This is a genomic window from Pseudomonas sp. NFR09 (genome assembly GCF_900111535.1).
Classification (GTDB): domain Bacteria; phylum Pseudomonadota; class Gammaproteobacteria; order Pseudomonadales; family Pseudomonadaceae; genus Aquipseudomonas; species Aquipseudomonas extremorientalis.
The window spans coordinates 262,926-280,979 of sequence record NZ_FOIH01000006.1; the positions used below are offsets into that span (position 1 = coordinate 262,926).

General features: G+C 57.8%; 15 protein-coding genes. 6 read left to right on the forward strand and 9 right to left on the reverse strand.

Annotation, left to right across the window (positions count from 1 at the left end; translation table 11 throughout):
- Positions 1–12: 12 nt before the first annotated feature.
- From BMX59_RS15670 to sdhC, 5 genes are all read right to left on the reverse strand, one after another.
- Complete coding sequence (locus BMX59_RS15670) at positions 13–2,844, reverse strand: 2-oxoglutarate dehydrogenase E1 component (RefSeq protein ID WP_092247832.1); 2,832 nt, start codon at positions 2,842–2,844, stop codon at positions 13–15.
- A 262-nt stretch (positions 2,845–3,106) separates the two neighbouring features.
- Complete coding sequence (locus BMX59_RS15675; RefSeq protein WP_003172807.1) at positions 3,107–3,811, reverse strand: succinate dehydrogenase iron-sulfur subunit; 705 nt, start codon at positions 3,809–3,811, stop codon at positions 3,107–3,109.
- An 11-nt stretch (positions 3,812–3,822) separates the two neighbouring features.
- Entirely contained in the window at positions 3,823–5,595 is a 1,773-nt protein-coding gene (gene sdhA / locus BMX59_RS15680) for a succinate dehydrogenase flavoprotein subunit (protein ID WP_010211741.1), read from the reverse strand.
- A gap of 3 nt (positions 5,596–5,598) precedes the next feature.
- On the reverse strand, positions 5,599–5,967 hold the full coding sequence (sdhD, locus tag BMX59_RS15685; RefSeq protein ID WP_003172805.1) for a succinate dehydrogenase, hydrophobic membrane anchor protein: 369 nt from the start codon (positions 5,965–5,967) through the stop codon (positions 5,599–5,601).
- Positions 5,961–6,335: a succinate dehydrogenase, cytochrome b556 subunit gene (gene sdhC, locus BMX59_RS15690; protein WP_003172804.1), complete on the reverse strand. Its 375-nt coding sequence runs from the start codon at positions 6,333–6,335 to the stop codon at positions 5,961–5,963. The genes sdhD and sdhC overlap by 7 nt, the downstream gene beginning before the upstream one ends.
- A gap of 365 nt (positions 6,336–6,700) precedes the next feature.
- Here sdhC and gltA point away from each other — a divergent pair, with 365 nt between their 5' ends.
- On the forward strand, positions 6,701–7,990 hold the full coding sequence (gene gltA / locus BMX59_RS15695) for a citrate synthase (RefSeq protein ID WP_092247829.1): 1,290 nt from the start codon (positions 6,701–6,703) through the stop codon (positions 7,988–7,990).
- A gap of 249 nt (positions 7,991–8,239) precedes the next feature.
- On the opposite strand, the gene BMX59_RS15700 is transcribed toward gltA, so the two are convergent.
- From BMX59_RS15700 to BMX59_RS15710, 3 genes are all read right to left on the reverse strand, one after another.
- Positions 8,240–9,898: a cation acetate symporter gene (locus tag BMX59_RS15700; RefSeq protein WP_071489586.1), complete on the reverse strand. Its 1,659-nt coding sequence runs from the start codon at positions 9,896–9,898 to the stop codon at positions 8,240–8,242.
- On the reverse strand, positions 9,895–10,206 hold the full coding sequence (locus BMX59_RS15705) for a DUF485 domain-containing protein (protein WP_016972153.1): 312 nt from the start codon (positions 10,204–10,206) through the stop codon (positions 9,895–9,897). The genes BMX59_RS15700 and BMX59_RS15705 overlap by 4 nt, the downstream gene beginning before the upstream one ends.
- Positions 10,207–10,461: 255 nt before the next feature.
- Positions 10,462–11,313: a glycine betaine ABC transporter substrate-binding protein gene (locus tag BMX59_RS15710; RefSeq protein WP_025857941.1), complete on the reverse strand. Its 852-nt coding sequence runs from the start codon at positions 11,311–11,313 to the stop codon at positions 10,462–10,464.
- Between the two features lie 331 nt (positions 11,314–11,644).
- Here BMX59_RS15710 and BMX59_RS15715 point away from each other — a divergent pair, with 331 nt between their 5' ends.
- Entirely contained in the window at positions 11,645–13,198 is a 1,554-nt protein-coding gene (locus BMX59_RS15715) for a glycoside hydrolase family 17 protein (RefSeq protein ID WP_093123158.1), read from the forward strand.
- An 81-nt stretch (positions 13,199–13,279) separates the two neighbouring features.
- On the opposite strand, the gene BMX59_RS15720 is transcribed toward BMX59_RS15715, so the two are convergent.
- The gene (locus BMX59_RS15720; RefSeq protein ID WP_093123166.1) at positions 13,280–13,648 is read right to left on the reverse strand and encodes a hypothetical protein; all 369 of its coding nucleotides are present in this window, start codon (positions 13,646–13,648) and stop codon (positions 13,280–13,282) included.
- A 236-nt stretch (positions 13,649–13,884) separates the two neighbouring features.
- On the opposite strand from BMX59_RS15720, the gene BMX59_RS15725 reads away from it, so the two are divergent.
- From BMX59_RS15725 to BMX59_RS15735, 4 genes are all read left to right on the forward strand, one after another.
- On the forward strand, positions 13,885–15,183 hold the full coding sequence (locus tag BMX59_RS15725) for a serine/threonine protein kinase (protein ID WP_071488466.1): 1,299 nt from the start codon (positions 13,885–13,887) through the stop codon (positions 15,181–15,183).
- Positions 15,176–15,964: an MlaA family lipoprotein gene (locus BMX59_RS15730; protein WP_092247818.1), complete on the forward strand. Its 789-nt coding sequence runs from the start codon at positions 15,176–15,178 to the stop codon at positions 15,962–15,964. The genes BMX59_RS15725 and BMX59_RS15730 overlap by 8 nt, the downstream gene beginning before the upstream one ends.
- Positions 15,965–16,089: 125 nt before the next feature.
- Positions 16,090–16,683, forward strand: coding sequence for a hypothetical protein (locus BMX59_RS30180; protein ID WP_139212891.1), 594 nt, complete (start codon positions 16,090–16,092; stop codon positions 16,681–16,683).
- Positions 16,684–16,992: 309 nt separating this feature from the next.
- Positions 16,993–17,871: a hypothetical protein gene (locus tag BMX59_RS15735; RefSeq protein WP_092247816.1), complete on the forward strand. Its 879-nt coding sequence runs from the start codon at positions 16,993–16,995 to the stop codon at positions 17,869–17,871.
- Positions 17,872–18,054: the final 183 nt, after the last annotated feature.

Consider the following 18,054-nt stretch of genomic DNA (forward strand, 5'->3'; position numbering starts at 1 on the left):
AGCGCGAAGGCGTTAAACAGTGAAAGCATCTTGCAGCAGTTTTTCCTGCTGCTCGGCGTGCATCGACGCATAACCACACGCAGGTGCAGCGGAAGCATCACGGCCGGCATATTCCAGGCCCAGGGCCTTGTTGTGGTTGCCGATGCTGCGACGCAGGTGATGCTGGCTGCTGTACCACGCGCCCTGGTTCATCGGTTCTTCCTGGCACCACACTACGTTAGTGAGGTTGGTGTAAGGCGCGATGGCCTCCATCAGGTCGTCTTCCGGGAACGGGTAAAGCTGCTCGATACGCACGATGGCGATGTCTTCGCGGCCTTCGGCACGACGTTTTTCCAGCAGGTCGTAGTAGACCTTGCCGCTGCACAGGACCAGGCGAGTCACCTTGGCCGCATCCAGCGCGTCGATTTCTGGAATAACGGTCTGGAACGAACCATCCGCCAGATCTTCCAGGGTCGAGATGGCCAGTTTATGACGCAGCAGCGACTTCGGTGTCAGTACTACCAGCGGCTTGCGCAGCGGGCGGATCACCTGGCGACGCAGCAAGTGGTAGATCTGGGCCGGGGTCGTCGGCACGCACACCTGGATGTTGTGCTCGGCGCACAGCTGCAGGTAACGCTCCAGACGGGCCGAGGAATGCTCAGGACCCTGGCCTTCATAACCGTGTGGCAACAGCATGGTCAGACCGCACAGGCGACCCCACTTGTGCTCGCCGCTGGTGATGAACTGGTCGATAACCACTTGGGCACCGTTGGCGAAGTCACCGAACTGGGCTTCCCAGATCACCAGCGCGTTCGGCGTGGTGGTCGAGTAACCGTATTCGAACGCCAGCACGGCTTCTTCGGACAGGAACGAGTCGTACAGGTCGAAACGTGGCTGGCCTTCGTACAGGTGCTTCAACGGAACGTAGGTACTGGCGTCTTTCTGGTTGTGCAGGACCGCGTGACGGTGCGAGAACGTACCACGGCCGATGTCCTGGCCGGTCATGCGGATCGGGTGACCTTCGAACGCCAGGGTCGCGTACGCCATGGTTTCGGCGTAACCCCAGTTGATCGGCAGGCCGCCGGCTTGCATCTTCTGACGGTCTTCGTAGATCTTCGCAACCTGGCGCTGCACCACGAAGCCTTCCGGGATTTCCAGCAGCTTGGCGGACAGTTCCTGCAAGGTCTTCAGGTCGAACGAGGTGTCGTGACGCGCCGTCCAGGCGTGGCCCAGGTATGGACGCCAGTCAACGAACAGCTCTTTGTTCGGCTCTTTGACCAGGCTCTTCACTACATGCAGGCCGTTGTCCAGCGCGTTGCGGTATTCGTCGACTTTCGCCTGAACACGCGCATCGTCAACCACACCGGCCTTGGTCAGGCTCTCGGCGTACAGTTCACGAGTGGTGCGCTGCTTGGTGATCTGCTGGTACATCAGCGGCTGGGTGCCGCTTGGTTCGTCGGCTTCGTTGTGACCGCGACGGCGGTAGCAAACCAGGTCGATCACCACGTCACGCTTGAACTGCATGCGGTAGTCGACAGCCAGTTGGGTCACGAACAGCACGGCTTCCGGATCATCCCCATTCACATGGAGGATCGGCGCCTGGATCATCTTGGCAACGTCGGTGGCGTACTCGGTGGAGCGCGCATCCAGCGGGTTGCTGATGGTAAAGCCAACCTGGTTGTTGATGACGATGTGAACGGTACCGCCGGTCTTGAAGCCGCGGGTCTGCGACATCTGGAAGGTTTCCAGGACCACGCCTTGACCGGCGAATGCCGCGTCACCGTGGATGGAAATCGGCAGGACCTTTTCACCCGTGGTGTCGTTGCGACGATCCTGGCGGGCACGCACCGACCCCTCGACCACTGGAGAAACGATTTCCAGGTGGGATGGGTTGAAGGCCATGGCCAGGTGAACTTCACCGCCGGTGGTCATCACGTTGGACGAGAACCCTTGGTGGTATTTAACGTCACCGGAGCCCAGCTCGACCTTCTTCTTGCCTTCGAACTCGTCGAACAGCTCACGCGGGTTCTTGCCGAAGGTGTTGACCAACACGTTCAGGCGACCACGGTGGGCCATGCCGATCACGATTTCCTTGGTGCCGTAGGAACCGGAACGCTGGATCAGCTCGTCGAGCATCGGGATCAGGCTTTCGCCGCCTTCCAGGCCGAAACGCTTGGTGCCCGGGTATTTGGTACCCAGGTATTTTTCCAGGCCTTCGGCTGCGGTGACGCGCTCGAGCAGGTGGCTGCGTACATCGGCGGACAGCACCGGACGACCACGCACACCTTCCAGGCGATGCTGGAACCATTGGCGTTGCTCGGAATCGGTGATGTGCGTGAACTCAGCGCCGATGGTGCGGCAATATGTCTGCTGCAACGCTTCGTGAATTTCGCGTAGGCTCGCTTCCTCTTTGCCGATGAACAGGTCGCCGGCACGGAAGGTCGTATCAAGATCGGCATTGGTCAAGCCGTAATGATTGATCGACAGGTCTGCAGGTGCAGGACGCTGCCAGAGCCCCAGCGGGTCAAGCTGGGCCGCCTGGTGGCCGCGCATCCGGTAGGCCTGGATCAGTCGCAATACTTCAACTTGCTTCTTCTCGTGCTCACTGCTCACGCTGCCGGCGGAAACCGGTTGGGCGCGGCGCTGGTTCTTTGCCAGCAGCACAAACTGATCGCGAATTGTTGCGTGCGATACATCGGTGGCAGCGTTGCCGTCTGAAGACAACGTCTGAAATTTGGTGCGCCATTCTTCTGGCACAGCGTTAGGGTCGTGCAGGTAGAGCTCATAAAGCTCTTCCACATAGGCAGCGTTACCACCTGAAAGATAGCCGCTGTTCCACATGCGCTGCATCACGCTTTCTTGCATGCTTGGTCACCCTCGATTTGGGGACACCACCGGCGAAAACACCGAGTTTGCTTGCAAAAGGCCAAGTGCAGCGACCAAAACAAGCCACTTAGGATCACGCTGATAGTTCGGGTACCAACCCGAATGCCCCTGCTTGTCTCATTTCTTCAAAATAAGAGCCGCGGCTTTGTAAGTCGCTGCTCAAGTTAAAACTACGGCGCCGGTTGAAGCCTGCGCCGTAGCATTTACGGGCACAACGGTCCTGCTTTTACTACAACGTCAGTTACACGCCGCTCTGCAGCAGCATGTTACGGATGTGACCAATGGCCTTAGTCGGGTTCAGGCCTTTGGGACATACGTTGACGCAGTTCATGATCCCGCGGCAGCGGAATACGCTGAACGGGTCATCCAGCGAAGCCAGACGCTCGGACGTCTTGGTGTCACGGCTGTCTGCCAGGAAGCGGTACGCTTGCAGCAGGGCAGCTGGGCCCAGGAACTTGTCCGGGTTCCACCAGAAGGACGGGCACGACGTCGAGCAGCAAGCGCACAGGATGCACTCGTACAGACCGTCGAGCTTCTCGCGCTCTTCCGGGGACTGCAGACGCTCGATGGCCGGAGCCGGCGTGTCGTTCTGCAGGAACGGCTTAACTTTCTCGTATTGCTTGTAGAAGATGCTCATATCGACGACCAGGTCACGGATAACCGGCAAACCTGGCAGAGGACGAACGATCAGCTTGTTGCCTTTGACCACGGCGGACAGCGGCGTGATGCACGCCAGGCCGTTTTTGCCGTTGATGTTCATGCCGTCGGAACCGCACACACCTTCACGGCAAGAGCGACGATAGGAGAAACCTTCGTCCTGCTCTTTGATCAGTGCCAGTACATCCAGCACCATCAGGTCTTTACCACCGGTATCGACCTGGAATTCCTGCATGAACGGCGCAGCGTCCTGATCAGGGTTGTAGCGATAAACACTGACTTTCAACATGGCAGCCACCCTTAGTAAGTCCGAATCTTCGGTTCAAACGTCGGAACCGTCTTCGGCGAGAAGTTCACGGCACGCTTGGTTACGCGCTTGTCACCCGGGAAGTACAGGGTGTGGCACAACCAGTTTTCGTCGTCGCGATCTTCAAAGTCTTCACGGGCGTGGGCACCACGGGATTCCTTGCGAACCTCGGCAGCGATGGCAGTCGCTTCGGCCACTTCCAGCAGGTTCTGCAGCTCAAGGGCTTCGATACGAGCGGTGTTGAACGCCTGGCTCTTATCGTTGATCTTGACGTTGGCGATGCGCTTGCGCAGATCGGCCAGCTGGGCAATACCCTTCTGCATGTATTCGCCGGTACGGAATACACCGAAGTAGTTCTGCATGCAGCTTTGCAGCTCACGACGCAGGGTTGCCACGTCTTCGCCATCGGTACGCTCGTTCAGAGCGTTCAGGCGTGCCAGGGCAGCCTCGATGTTGGCGTCGGTCGCGTCATCGTATTCGATGCCGTCGGTCAGCGCTTTTTCCAGGTGCAGGCCGGCAGCACGGCCGAAGACCACCAGGTCGAGCAGCGAGTTGCCACCCAGGCGGTTGGCACCGTGAACCGATACGCACGCCACTTCGCCTACGGCGAACAGACCGTGGATGATCTCGTCCTCGCCTTCGGCATTCTGGGTGATCGCCTGGCCATGGATGTTGGTCGGCACGCCGCCCATCATATAGTGGCAAGTCGGGACAACCGGAACCGGAGCAACCACCGGGTCAACGTGAGCAAAGGTCTTGGACAGCTCGCAGATACCTGGCAGGCGGCTGTGCAGTACTTCTTCGCCCAGGTGATCGAGTTTCAGCAGTACGTGGTCGCCATTCGGGCCACAGCCGTTGCCGGCGATGATCTCTTTAACCATCGAACGGGCCACAACGTCACGACCAGCAAGGTCTTTCGCGTTCGGCGCATAACGCTCCATGAAACGCTCGCCGTGCTTGTTGATCAGGTAGCCACCTTCACCACGGCAACCTTCGGTCACCAGTACGCCGGCGCCGGCGATACCGGTCGGGTGGAACTGCCACATTTCGATGTCTTGTACCGGCACGCCCGCACGCAGTGCCATGCCGACGCCGTCACCGGTGTTGATCAGGGCATTGGTGGTGGACGCGTAGATACGACCTGCACCGCCGGTCGCCAGCACGGTAGCCTTGGCGCGGATGTAGGTGGTTTCACCGGTTTCGATGCAGATCGCGATCACACCGACGAACTCGCCTTGTGCGTTCTTGACCAGATCAACGGCGTAGTACTCGTTCAGGAACGTGGTACCGGCTTTCAGGTTGCCCTGGTAAAGGGTGTGCAGCAGCGCGTGACCGGTACGGTCGGACGCGGCGCAGGTACGGGCAGCCTGCCCGCCTTTGCCGTAATCCTTCGACTGGCCGCCGAAAGGACGCTGGTAGATACGGCCTTGCTCGGTACGGGAGAACGGCAGACCCATGTGGTCCAGCTCGAACACTGCAGCCGGGCCTTCCTGACACATGTATTCGATCGCGTCCTGGTCACCGATGTAGTCGGAACCCTTGACGGTATCGTACATGTGCCAGCGCCAGTCATCGTTCGGGTCGGCGGAGGCGATGGCGCAGGTGATGCCACCCTGGGCCGATACAGTGTGGGAACGGGTCGGGAACACCTTGGTGATCACGGCAGTCTTGTGACCGCCCTGGGCCAGCTGCAGCGCAGCGCGCATGCCAGCGCCGCCGCCACCAATAATGATGGCGTCGAATGAAATAGTTGGAATGTTAGCCATGAATCAGATACCCCAAAGAATCTGCACACCCCAGACGAAGTAAGCGAACATCGCGACGCCGCAGACTGCCTGGAAGAGGAAACGTACTGCAGTCGCGGACTTGCCCAGCGCCATCGGCGTCAGGTAGTCGGTCGCGATGGTCCACATGCCTACCCAGGCGTGTGCGCCCAGGGCAACAAGGGCCAGCAGACTGAAGATTCGCATCGCATTGTGGGAAAACAGGCCGTGCCATTGCTCATAGCCAATGCCCGGATTTGCGACGAGGTATCCGATCAGGAAAATGAAATAAGCCGCGAGAACGACCGCAGACACACGCTGTGCCATCCAGTCATAGAGGCCCGAACGCGACAGATTCGTAACGCTGGTTACCATATCCAAACTCCTGCCAGAACGATCAGCACCACGGAAATGGCGATGATGATTTTCGAGCCCAGGCGGCCGCCTTCCAGCGTCTCACCGATGCCCATGTCCATGATCAAGTGGCGCACACCGGCTACCAGGTGATACAGCAGAGCGGACAGGAGGCCCCATGCTACGAACTTGGCCAGCGGGCTGGTCAAGCATGCCTTCACCTCGGCGTATCCTTCCTCGGAACCCAGGGATTTGCTCAATGCATAAAGCATGATGCCCAAGCCCAGGAACAGGATGATGCCGGAAACACGGTGCAGGAACGACGTAACGCCGGTGATGGGGAGTTTGATGGTCCTTAGGTCTAGGTTTACAGGTCGTTGGCTATTCACGGCTTTTTTTCACACTGAAGAGCCCCTAACAATCAGGGCAAAGTTGTTGGGGAGTGCGACTGGTCAGGTAAGCACCACCCAGGGAGTGCGACCCCCAATGAAAGCAAGCCCAAAAGCCCTTGGCGGTCGGTGGCCGAGTATAGACAGTTAGGTTACTAATGACAACGCGCACTCCTCACCCTAATAGCGGATTGCGCTGGGGGAATAAAAGGCGTAAATGGCAGGCAATTTCGAGGAAAAAGTACGGTTAAAGCCTTCTGGTGCAAGACTTTAGGCAAATTGACATCTGGATTTATATCAATATAGTGGTGCGGGCCCTGCGTGGGGGGTCTGTCTGATGATTTGAAGCATAAATAGGAGGCCACATGGCTGACAAAAAAGCGCAGTTGATCATCGAGGGCGCAGCCCCCGTCGAGCTGCCCATTTTAACCGGCACCGTTGGTCCCGATGTTATCGACGTACGGAACCTGACGGCCACGGGCCGTTTCACATTCGACCCAGGCTTCATGTCGACCGCCTCTTGCGAGTCGAAGATCACCTATATCGATGGCGACAATGGCATTTTGCTGCACCGCGGCTATCCGATCGAGCAACTGGCCGAGAAATCGGACTACCTGGAAACCTGCTACCTGCTGCTAAATGGCGAACTGCCAACAGCCGAGCAGAAAGCCCAGTTCGTCAGCACCGTGAAGAACCACACCATGGTTCACGAGCAGTTGAAGACCTTCTTCAACGGCTTCCGTCGCGACGCCCACCCGATGGCCGTCATGTGCGGTGTGGTCGGCGCCCTGTCGGCCTTCTATCACGACTCCCTCGACATCAATAACCCGCAGCATCGCGAAATCTCCGCGATCCGCCTGGTTGCCAAGATGCCGACCCTGGCCGCCATGGTCTACAAGTACTCCATGGGCCAACCCATGATGTATCCGCGCAACGACCTGACGTACGCGGAAAACTTCCTGCACATGATGTTCAACACGCCGTGCGAGATCAAACCGATCAGCCCGACGCTGGCCAAGGCCATGGACCGGATCTTCATCCTCCACGCCGACCACGAGCAGAACGCCTCTACCTCCACCGTACGCCTGGCCGGTTCTTCGGGTGCCAACCCGTTCGCCTGTATCGCCGCCGGTATCGCCGCACTGTGGGGCCCTGCCCACGGCGGTGCGAACGAAGCGGTATTGACCATGCTCGATGAAATCGGCGATGTGTCCAACATCGACAAGTTCATCGCAAAAGCCAAGGACAAGAACGATCCGTACAAGCTGATGGGCTTCGGTCACCGGGTCTACAAGAACCGCGACCCGCGCGCCACCGTGATGAAGCAGACCTGCGACGAAGTGTTGAAGGAACTGGGCATCAAGAACGACCCGCAACTCGAACTGGCCATACGCCTGGAAGAGATCGCCCTGACCGACCCGTACTTCATCGAACGCTCGCTGTACCCGAACGTCGACTTCTACTCGGGGATCATCCTCAAGGCGATCGGCATTCCAACCAGCATGTTCACCGTGATCTTCGCCCTGGCGCGGACCGTGGGCTGGATCTCCCACTGGAAAGAAATGCTCTCCAGCCCGTACAAGATTGGCCGTCCGCGCCAGCTGTACAGGGGCTACAAGTCGCGTGACATCACCCAGTTGGAAGATCGCAAGTAAGCATCGCTGAGTTGCACCGAAGACGGCCCCCCCTAGTGGAGGCCGTTTTTGTTTGTGCCGACTGGGCGACCGCTATCGGGGGCAAGCCCCCTCCCACACTGGGCTCGGTTTACACATGTCTATTTGTGAATACAGTCAAATGTGGGAGGGGGCTCGCCCCCCGATGACGCGGGTACCCATAACGCAGAACACCAGGTAAAAAAATACCCCGGCCTTTCGACCGGGGCATTTCCTTATCGGGCTACAACCTTAGTGATTCACCGCCCCACTCGCCCCCAGGCCAGTCTGCGAACGCACAAACTGCGGGAAGTACAGCGCACGCTCTTTCTCTGCCGCCGCCGACTTGTCGGTGATGGAGAAGAACCAGATGCCGACGAACGCAATGATCATCGAGAACAGCGCCGGGTATTCGTAAGGGAAGATGGCTTTTTCGTGGTGCAGGATCGAGACCCAGATGGTCGGGCCAAGGATCATCAGACCAACCGCACTGACCAGGCCCAGCCAGCCGCCGATCATCGCGCCACGGGTGGTGAGGTTTTTCCAGTACATGGAAAGCAGCAACACCGGGAAGTTACAGCTGGCGGCAATGGAGAACGCCAGGCCGACCATGAACGCGATGTTCTGGCTTTCGAACAGGATACCCAGGCCGATCGCCAATACGCCCAACGCGATGGTGGTGATCTTCGAGACGCGAATCTCATCCTTGTCGTTGGCCTTGCCTTTCTTGATCACACTGGCGTACAGGTCATGGGACACCGCCGACGCACCGGCCAGGGTCAGGCCTGCAACCACCGCAAGGATGGTGGCAAAGGCCACGGCCGAGATGAAGCCCAGGAAGATACTGCCGCCCACCGCGTTGGCCAGGTGCACCGCCGCCATGTTGTTGCCGCCAAGCAAGGCACCAGCCGCATCCTTGAACGCCGGGTTGGTGCTCACCAGCAGGATCGCGCCGAAACCGATGATGAAGGTCAGGATGTAGAAGTAGCCGATAAAGCCAGTTGCATACAGCACGCTCTTGCGCGCTTCCTTGGCGTCGCTCACGGTGAAGAAACGCATCAGGATGTGCGGCAGGCCGGCGGTACCGAACATCAGTGCCAGGCCCAGGGAGAATGCCGAGATCGGGTCTTTTACCAGGCCGCCAGGGCTCATGATCGCTTCACCTTTAGGGTGAACCTTGATCGCCTCGGAGAACAACATATTGAAGTCGAAGTTGACGTGTTTCATCACCATCAGCGCCATGAACGAGGCACCGGACAGCAACAGCACCGCCTTGATGATCTGCACCCAGGTGGTCGCCAGCATGCCGCCGAACAGCACGTACATGCACATCAGGATCCCCACCAGGATCACCGCTACATGATAGTCCAAGCCGAACAGCAGCTGGATCAACTTGCCCGCGCCCACCATCTGCGCGATCAGGTAGAACGCCACCACCACCAGCGAGCCACAGGCCGAGAGGCTGCGGATCTGGGTCTGGCCCAGGCGATAGGACGCCACGTCGGCAAAGGTGTACTTGCCCAGGTTACGCAGGCGCTCGGCGATCAGGAACAGAATGATCGGCCAGCCCACCAGGAAGCCGATCGAGTAGATCAGACCGTCATAGCCGGAGGTGTAGACCAGTGCGGAAATCCCCAGGAAGGACGCCGCCGACATGTAGTCGCCGGCAATGGCCAGGCCGTTCTGGAAACCGGTGATCTTGCCGCCGGCCGCGTAGTAGTCGGCTGCCGATTTGTTGCGCTTGGAAGCCCAGTAGGTGATGCACAGGGTCGCACCGACAAACGCGATAAACATCACGATGGCCGATATGTTCAGGGGTTGCTTGTGCACTTCACCGGTCAATGCGTCTGCCGCCCAGACGGCCGGAGCAAAGAGCGAAGCGCCGAATATTGCCAGTAGACGACGGATCATTGCGCAGCCTCCTTGAGAATCGCATTGTTCAGGTCGTCAAACTCGCCATTGGCTCGGCGCACGTAGATGCCGGTCAGGATGAAGGCGGACACAATCAGCCCGACGCCCAGGGGAATGCCCCAGGTAATCGACGAACCAGGGCTGAGCTTGGCCCCCAGCACTTGTGGCCCGTAGGCGATCAACAGGATGAAAGCGGAGTAAAGCCCTAGCATGATCGCCGAGAGAATCCAGGCGAACCTTTCCCTTTTTCTCACCAGCTCCTTGAAACGCGGGCTGTTTTGAATCGAGAGGTAAATGCTGTCGTTCATTGTTTTTATCCTCGCAGCACAGCTTTTTTATTATTGGAACGTATCCACTGTATGCGGCTGCCGTAGAGGTTCCAGACGACCTTAGTCTTAGATCGAGTGTAGCGAGGGTTTGCGGGGGCGCAGGGAGATTTGCGGGAGGCAAAATTAATGTGGGAGGAGGCTTGCCCCCGATAGCAGTGTGTCAGCCAGTACATCGATAGCTGACAGATCGCTATCGGGGGCAAGCCCCCTCCCACAAGGGTATATCAGGGGCTGTTACTTACCGGTCCACTCGGCTACGCGCTCAGGGTGCTTGGCGACCCAATCCTTGGCCGCTGCATCAGGCTTGGCGCCTTCCTGGATAGCCAGCATGACTTCGCCGATTTCGTCCTTGGAGGCCCACTGGAATTTCTTCAGGAAGGCCGCGACTTCCGGCGCTTTCTTCTCCAGGCCCTTGCTGCCGATGCTGTTGACGGTTTCAGCAGCACCATAAATCCCTTTTGGATCGTCCAGGAAACGCAGTTTCCACTTTGCGAACATCCAGTGTGGCACCCAACCGGTGACCGCAATGGATTCCTGTTTGTCTTCGGCACGGGTCAGCTCGGCGATCATCGCCGCCCCCGAGCTGGCTTGCAGTTTGTAGTCGAGGCCGTACTGCTTGATGGCTTCGTCGGTCTTGAGCATCACGCCCGAGCCGGCGTCGATACCGACGATCTTGTTCTTGAAGGTGGTGTCGGTCTTGAGGTCTTCGATGGACTTGGCCTTGACGTACTCCGGCACGATCAGGCCGATCTTGGCATCCTTGAAGTTGGGGCCGTAGTCGACCACCTTGTCCTTGTTCTTGGCCCAATACTCACCGTGGGTCACCGGCAACCAGGCGGACAGCATGGCGTCGAGCTTGCCGGTGGCCACGCCCTGCCACATGATCCCGGTGGCTACCGCTTGCAGTTTCACGTCATAACCGAGCTTGGCCTTGATCACCTCTGCCGCCACGTGCGTGGTGGCAACGCTGTCGGACCAGCCGTCCACATAGCCGATGCTCAGGGTTTTGCTGTCGGCGCTGGCCAGTGTGGAGCTCATCGCAACTACCAGAGTGGCAGCTGCGCCCAAGAGTCGTCGCATCTTCATCGTACTTCCCCGAAAGTGCTGCGCCCGACGGATGCCGAGCGACGTCAACCTGTTGTTATGTGGTGCACCGCGCCCCCGTCACGCGCATCGATCCGGTGTCTGCGGCATCAGTGGAGTGCTGACAGTTCGATCATCAACCTGCCGCGCCCTTCGACCTGCTCTGTCAGCGACCTCATACAAGCAAGAAACGACATCACATAGCCAGCAGGGCGTTTTGTAGGACTTGACGCCAAAATCCCGCCCGAACTTTGCATGTCAAAATTATGCGGCCCCACTGGGACGGCCTAAATCCGGGTAAGATGCGCGCCTTTGCTCTCCAGATAAGCCGACCATGCCTGCGACTGCCCGCTTCCCTGCCCTGCCCTATTTCTGCGCCCTGCTCCTCGGCCTGCTGGCCCTGATCGGCTACTGGTATGGCCTCGGCCGCTCCGTAGTGCTGCCCGATGTCGCCAGCGCCACGCACAAGATGCAGTGCGCGTCCTACACGCCGTTCGATAAAGACCAATCCCCGTTTGACCAGCCCTTCACACTGCGCCCGGAACGCATGGACGCCGACCTGGCCCTGCTGGCTACCCGCTTCGAATGCATTCGCACCTACTCCATGACCGGCCTGGAAGCCTTGCCGGAGATGGCACGCAAGCATGGACTGAAGGTGATGGCCGGCGCCTGGGTCAGCAGTGACCCGGTGGCGACCGAGAAAGAAATCGAAGAGTTGATCGCCGCAGCAAACGCCAACCCTGACGTAGTGACCTCGGTGATCGTCGGCAACGAAGCGCTGCTGCGTAAAGAAGTCACCGCCAAACAGTTAGTGACGCTGATCCAGACCGTGAAAAGCCGGATCAAGCAGCCGGTGACCTATGCGGATGTGTGGGAATTCTGGCTGCAACACCCGGAAATCGCGCCGGCGGTGGACTTCCTGACGATACACCTGCTGCCCTACTGGGAAGATGACCCTTCCGGCATCGACCAGGCGCTCAAGCACGTGGGCGATGTGCGCCAGACGTTCGGCAACAAATTCGCGCCCAAGGACATCCTGATCGGTGAAACCGGCTGGCCCAGCGAAGGTCGCCAGCGCGAAACCGCCGTGCCGAGCCGGGTCAACGAAGCCAGGTTCATGCGGGGTTTCGTGGCCATGGCCGAGGCGAATGGCTGGCGCTACAACCTGATCGAGGCCTTTGACCAGCCGTGGAAGCGTGCGAGTGAAGGTGCCGTCGGTGGTTATTGGGGCCTGTTCGATGCCAATCGGCAGGACAAGGGCATCCTCGCGGGGCCCGTGACCAATGTGCCGTACTGGCCGCTGTGGCTCGGCGTGGGCGGGATCATCCTGCTGGGCACCCTGGTTCTGGGTGGCCGTGTGTGCAGCACGCGCACCGCGATCGCCCTGCCGTTGCTGGGCGCCGTGGCAGCCTGCTCCATCGGCACCTGGGCCGAACTGACCCGCGTCACCGCGCGGTTCAACGATGAATGGGTGTGGGCAGGCTTGCTGGTGGTGTTGAACCTACTGGTGCTGGCCCATGCCGCCCTGGCCTTGAGCGCACGGCAAGATTGGCGCGCACGCGCATTCAACTGGCTGGAGCAGCGCGCTGGCTGGCTGGTGGCGACTGCCGGTTTTGCGGGGGCGGTAATGATGCTGGCGCTGGTGTTTGACCCGCGCTACCGCAGCTTCCCGAGCGCCGCGCTGGTGTTGCCAGCCCTGGTGTACCTGGTGCGCCCGGTGACCGGACCGCGCCGGGAGATTGCCTTGCTGGCCTTCATCATCGGTGCGGGTATTGCGCCGCAGTTGTACCGTGAAGGGTTGTTGAACCAGCAGGCTTGGGGTTGGGCGGTAGTGAGCCTGCTCATGACGGCAGCCTTGTGGCGCTGCTTGCGAGTGCGCAAGGTCTAAAACCGCTATCGGGGGCAAGCCCCCTCCCACAGGTGAATGCATTACCAATGTGGGAGGGGGCTTGCCCCCGATGAGGCCCTATCAGGCAACGCGGGGCTTCCTGACCAACCGCAACCCCGCGATCACCACCGCAAACACCGCAAACGTGGTGTTATACAACGCCAATGCCGGCAACCCGAACGTCATCCCCAGCACCGCCAACCCCCAGCCCACGCGGCCAGGCACAAAAAACGCCAGCACCGACGTGATCAGCGCGGTCCAGCCCAGCACCTTGAAGTGGATCATCAGGCCAAGGTTCGAACGCAATTGGCATTCCCAGCGGCTGGCTTCATCCACGCAAATGCCCACCCACTGGCCGTCCTCCATAAAGCCATAGCGCGCACCGTAACTGGCAGCCAACCATAGTGGCAGGGCAATAAGCAGCAAAATCAACGGTAAACGACGGGACATGGGCCACTCCGATAGGCAAAAACGGCGCTCAGCTTAATGCTCCGACAGCCGTTAGCAAGGCGCATACACACAATTAGTATTCATCAAAGCGCGGCAAAGTGTATCTTCTCGCTACTAATACCCCGATTCCGACGTTATTTACCGACTTTTCGTGCCGAGTGCTGGCACTTCGGCGACGACGCGGTGGTCATAGCCTGCGAACTTCATTAAGCACGTTTCCTCCTAGGGATTAAGTCATGCTCCGTTCCTTGCGCTGTGCTGCCCTGCTGGGCAGCCTATTTCTGAGTGCGTCAGCACTGGCCGTCGATATTGACCAGGCCAGCTATGGCTACCCTTTGACCAACCCGTTTGAAGCGACCATCGCCACCACACCGCCCGATCTTCGGCCAAAGTTGCCGAGCGATGACGAGATCAACCAATCCGACTACACCCTGAACATGCGCCCCGAGCGCGAGTTCAGCCTGCCGGACAACTTCTGGGCGGTGAAGAAACTCACCTACCGCATCGCCAAGCAGGACCGAGCGGCGCCGCTGATCTTCCTGATCGCCGGCACCGGCGCGCGGTTTGACAGCAGCCTCAACGAATACCTGAAGAAACTGTATTACCAGGCCGGCTACCATGTGGTGCAACTGTCGTCGCCCACCAGCTTCGACTTCATCAGCGCCGCCTCGCGCTTCGCAACCCCGGGGATCACCCAGGAAGACGCGGAAGACATGTACCGCGTGATGCAAGCCGTGCGCGCGCAGAACGCCTCGTTGCCGGTCACCGACTTCTACCTCACCGGCTACAGCCTGGGCGGCCTGGATGCGGCGTTTGTGGCCAAGCTCGACGAGACCCGTCGCAGCTTCAACTTCAAGAAAGTCTTGCTGCTGAACCCGCCGGTCAACCTCTATACCTCGATCACCAACCTCGACAAGCTGGTACAGACCGAGGTCAAGGGCATCAACAACACCACCACCTTCTATGAGCTGGTGCTGAACAAGCTGACCCGTTACTTTCAGCAAAAGGGCTACATCGACCTCAACGACGCCCTGCTGTACGACTTCCAGCAGTCCAAGCAGCACTTGACCAACGAACAGATGGCCATGCTGATCGGCACCTCGTTCCGTTTTTCGGCGGCCGACATCGCCTTTACTTCGGACCTGATCAACCGCCGTGGCCTGATCATCCCGCCGAAGTACCCGATCACCGAAGGCACCAGCCTTACGCCGTTTCTCAAGCGAGCGTTGCAATGCGACTTCGATTGCTACCTCACCGAACAAGTGATCCCGATGTGGCGCGCGCGCTCCGATGGCGGCAGCCTGTTGCAACTGGTCGACCAGGTCAGCCTGTACGCCCTCAAGGACTACCTGCACAACAGCCCGAAAATCGCCGTCATGCATAACGCGGACGATGTGATCCTCGGCCCTGGCGACCTCGGTTTCCTGCGTAAAACCTTCGGCGATCGCTTGACCGTCTACCCGCTGGGCGGCCACTGCGGCAACCTCAATTACCGCGTCAACGCCGACGCCATGCTGGAGTTCTTCCGTGGCTAAATATCTTCTGCTGCTTGCCGCCTTGATGTGCGCAGGCGTGGCCAATGCCGACAACAGCAAGGCCCATGAGCCGGTCAACGTGGATGCCGACGGTTTCAAGGAACCGCTGAGCAAGCTCAAGTTCAACCCAGGCCTGGACCAGAGGGAGTTCGAGCGCTCATCGCTCACCGCACTCAACGTGTATGACCCGCTGGAGTCGTGGAACCGCCGCGTGTACCACTTCAACTACCGCTTCGACCAATGGGTGTTCCTGCCGGTGGTCAACGGCTACACCTATGTGACCCCCAGCTTCCTGCGTACCGGCGTCAGCAACTTCTTCAATAACCTGGGCGACGTGCCCAACCTGTTGAACAGCCTGCTGCAACTCAAGGGCCACCGCTCCCTGGAAACCACCGGGCGCCTGCTGGTCAACACCACCCTCGGTATTGCCGGCCTGTGGGACCCGGCCACCGCCATGGGCCTGCCGCGCCAGAGCGAAGACTTCGGCCAGACCCTGGGCTTCTACGGCGTGCCTGGCGGGGCGTATCTGGTGCTGCCGATCTTCGGTCCATCCAACCTGCGCGATACCACTGGCCTGATCGTCGACTACGGCGCGGAAACCCAGATCAACTTCCTCAACGTGTCGGAAGTCAGCTCCAACCACCCGGAAATATGGGCGTTGCGTGCGGTGGATAAACGCTATCAGACCAGCTTCCGGTACGGGCAGATGAACTCGCCGTTTGAATATGAGAAAGTGCGGTATATATATACTGAGTCTCGAAAGTTACAAATAGCCGAATAACATAAATTCAGCAAATACAGGGCTACCCGGTTATTCGGGGAGCCCTTTTTTATTGCCAAAGAATTTCAACATAACCAGTAAAAACCTCGCCTCGCGCCGTGCCGTTTTCATGGAACCGCCCAGCCATGCAACGCACTAATACTGCGCAACCGATACATTTTTCGGTCTCGCCAGAAAAACAGAAAATATACTTAATCAAATGGAGTTGTTTATTTATGACCACTATTAGAAACGACCACAGCGCTTCCAGTTTTACCCCTCCACCTCCGGCTACGATTTCAACAGCCCCAGTTCATCTCGGGCATGTGACCAGTCATGACCAAGACACATTCCATCTTCGTCTCCTTAAACAGGTCCTTGAACACCCTCTTTTTTCAACTCTAGACAAATGCGGAAAACCAGAGGGGGCTCACTTCCTGGACCTTAATAAATTTTATAAACAATTGGGTGGCAATTGGAACGACAAATCTCTAAGTCCGCTTCAGCGATTAAGCCTTGCGTTCAAGGCACTGGTTGTGCTTGAAAGTATTGACAGCATGGGCGGCGCTCACTCCAAGCAAAACGACAATAAAATCGATGGCGTCATGCGCAATCGACAGACGTTAGAGTCTCGCTATATTTCCAATACCGTACACGCAAATTCGGAATTCATGCGTTTATTGGATTATTGCGAAAGGGGAGAAGAAGCGTTGTCGGGCGATATCGTTAACCGGCGATAAGACTTCGCGAAGCATAACTTACAGACGGTAGGCAAACACTTCTTAGAAGGCCATTCGATTGAATGGCCTTTTTATTGCCAACAGAACACCCTACAACCAATACCTCTCACGCCAAATAGCTTTACATTCTTCCCACGACTGCAACGACACATTCCATACGAGGGAAAATGCCTTTCTTATAAATATTACAAACCATACACGTCAGGAACTGTCGCCGCCTCACCCACCAATCACTTTGCGAGGACAGCAAATGGACTCCAGCTTGACCTTCAATATCCGCTACATTCAAAATCACACAAGGATTATCACATGCCGTTTTCTATAGCCCCCGCCGCTCAAAAGTTTTTTTATACGGAACCCTCATTGCCTTCACAGCCTTCGAATCGTTGCGACCACGTGAAAAATGAGAAAGCAGAAAAAACCCCTTATCTTTCGTCTCTACGCCACGAACTCTCCTATCCCATCATTCACTTTGATCCGGTGACTAAAAAGTATGCGGTATCCAAACCCATCGACTTGTTAAAGAGGCAGGTAGGTGACTGGGATGATAAGAGTCGCAGCGTTGAAGAGAGGGAGACTTCCCGTCAGAAAGCCAACGAAACAATCAAACATTTTGATCAAAACGGTAATCAAAAAATCGACGGAGGTCGAACGTTTATTAACGCTGGGCCATATCACTTAGTGTCTGAATTGGCTAAACCGGGCTCTGAACTTGAAAAGTTCTATGAATACCTCACCTCCAAAGAACTACCAAAAGATCACCCACCCGCGACTGCCCCCAAAGAAAGACTCCGCAGCCCTGAACAAATAAAAAACGGGCCTTATTATTCGTCAATCAAGCACCGTATGAACGAGGAAATCGAGTACATAGATCCTCAAACAAAGAAATTAACAATAATTCGTTTAATCGACGCGATTAAGGCGCGAATAGGTGACTGGGACGCGACGGGGCTCAGCAAGAAGGCGCAGGCGAAAATATTGGACCGATTTGAAAAAGAGATTCTTATCCCAATCGATAAAAAAGGCGGAACGTCTTCTACCGCAGGTAACCAAGAAATCGACTTCCCTCCTCCGAATAGACTAATAGACAGAAAGATACGTCCCCACAGTATTGACGAACTGACCCTGCCGGGCTCAGAAGCAGATGTTCTTATGAGCTGGGCGATTTTTGGTGAACCTGTAAAATAACGACAGACGACTTCTTGACACCAGTGGAATTTCACTCTTTGTTTGGCAGGCGAGGTGCTGAAGCTGAAAAACTCCTTGAATGGCTCACCCGCCAGGATTGAGCGCGTCCCGTCTCGATGAGTAGAAGCCTGCGCCAGCAACACCTGACAGGTCCAGCACGTCACTCAGAAAATCTGTCCGCAA